The organism is Archangium sp., from assembly GCF_036389735.1.
Lineage (GTDB): Bacteria > Myxococcota > Myxococcia > Myxococcales > Myxococcaceae > Archangium.
In genome coordinates, this window is the sequence record NZ_DASVWK010000980.1 from 1 (window position 1) to 1,539 (window position 1,539).

The 1,539-nt window shown below is 69.9% G+C and carries 2 protein-coding genes; one reads left to right on the forward strand and one right to left on the reverse strand.

Annotation, left to right across the window (positions count from 1 at the left end; genetic code table 11):
* Positions 1 to 140: 140 nt before the first annotated feature.
* Complete coding sequence (locus VF794_RS34855) at positions 141 to 410, forward strand: hypothetical protein (RefSeq protein ID WP_331117440.1); 270 nt, start codon at positions 141 to 143, stop codon at positions 408 to 410.
* Between the two features lie 200 nt (positions 411 to 610).
* Here VF794_RS34855 and VF794_RS34860 read toward each other — a convergent pair whose 3' ends face one another.
* On the reverse strand, positions 611 to 1,516 hold the full coding sequence (locus VF794_RS34860; RefSeq protein WP_331117441.1) for a MaoC/PaaZ C-terminal domain-containing protein: 906 nt from the start codon (positions 1,514 to 1,516) through the stop codon (positions 611 to 613).
* Positions 1,517 to 1,539: the final 23 nt, after the last annotated feature.

Genomic DNA, 1,539 nt, shown 5'->3' on the forward strand with positions numbered 1-1,539 from the left:
GGTGGGTTGTCGGGCCCTTCCGCCTGCGCGAGGAGCAGTAGCACCAGCAGCGTGGATGTCATCAGCGCCTCCGATGGATGACGCCCACTCTATCGGGTGGCCCTGACAAATCCGGACAGACTGGACAGCGCGGGCAAAAGGTGCCTCGTGTCGTAGGGTCCGCAATCCAACCGCACGGGTCACCTTGGCAGCTCGATGCACCCCGGTGCAGCTACCTGGGCTGGGAGTTCTTCGACCTGTTACGGGCCTACTTCAAACTCTGGGAGGAGGCGGCGGAGGCCAGCACGTTCGCGGAGCTGCGCGAGGCGGGAGAGCGCTTCGGCAAGGTGATTGGGCCCAACAGCGTGCGGATTCTCCTCCTGCTGGGAACGGCGGCGGTGGGGGAAACGGCGGCCCTCGTGTGCTGGTGATGCTGCGCGCCACTCGAGGCCCAATAATGCCCGGGGCCATCTCCTCTCTACTGTTTGGGTTCTCCGCGCACCTGTAGTGCGGGAGAGCCACGAAATCGGGGCATGCTCACTCACCGCCTGCTCCATGTCGGTGACGCCGCGCCGGCCCGGCGAGTGGCCGTGGCCACACATTTCGAAGGCGTAGACGCTGACGCCCGACGTCAGGGTGACAGTCGGCCCAGGACGTGCGGCTGGCCCTCTTCGGACTTCACGCGGTAGGCGACGCCCTCCGGTGACGCCGCCATCTGGAACACCACCCGCGAGGGCAACCGCAGCGGACGGCGGAACTCCGAGGAAAGGGTGAGCGCTGGCTCCTTCGCCGCCTGGCCCATTTCCGCCACGCAGCGGCCCACCGTCCACATGCCGTGCGCGATGGCGCGCTTGAATCCGAAGGGCCGCGCCGTGAGGCCATACAGGTGGATGGGGTTGTAATCCCCGGAAGCACTCGCGTAGCGCCGGCCGGTGTCCTCGGGCACCGTCCAGAGCGTGGGGCGGCTGTGGGCGAAGACAGGATCCTCTTCGGTGCCGGAGGCCGTGGCGCTCGTGGGCCTCTCCTCGCGCGGACGCTCGCCCAGGCCGGGCAGACGGCGCAGCATGGTGGTGACGGCGCTCCACACGCGCACCCCGTCCTGCTCCACGAGCGTGTGCAGGTCCAGCTCGCGCCCCTGCCGTACCTCGCGCTGCCCCTCCATCCACACGCGCACGGAGAGCGCGGCCCCCTCGGCCAGCCGGCGCTCCTGGCGGATGAGGTTGCGCACGTGGATCATCCCGAGCAGCCGGTAGGGGAACTCGGGGCGGTTGAGCAACGCCAGGTGCAGCGGCGCGGCGAGCACCTGGGGAAAGGGCAGCGGCAGGTCCCCGTCCTCGGGGAAGCCACACACCTCGCGGTAGCGGGCGAGTTGCCGCGGATTCGGCGTGAGGTGATTCACGCGCACCTCCAGCCGGGGCACCTCGCTGGGGTGCGCGGGGCGGCGGGCCACGGCGGCGCGCAGCAGCTCCCAGGCGAGGGCAGGGGGCTCGGCGAGCTCGAGGACGGGCGGGGCGCTGGAGGACATGGGACGGAGCATAGGGTGAATGGCAGGAAGGCTCG

Excerpts from the sequence above, each read along its gene's own strand:
- VF794_RS34860 (WP_331117441.1), bottom strand. The coding sequence starts at position 1,516 with ATGCTCCGTCCCATGTCCTCCAGCGCCCCGCCCGTCCTCGAGCTCGCC.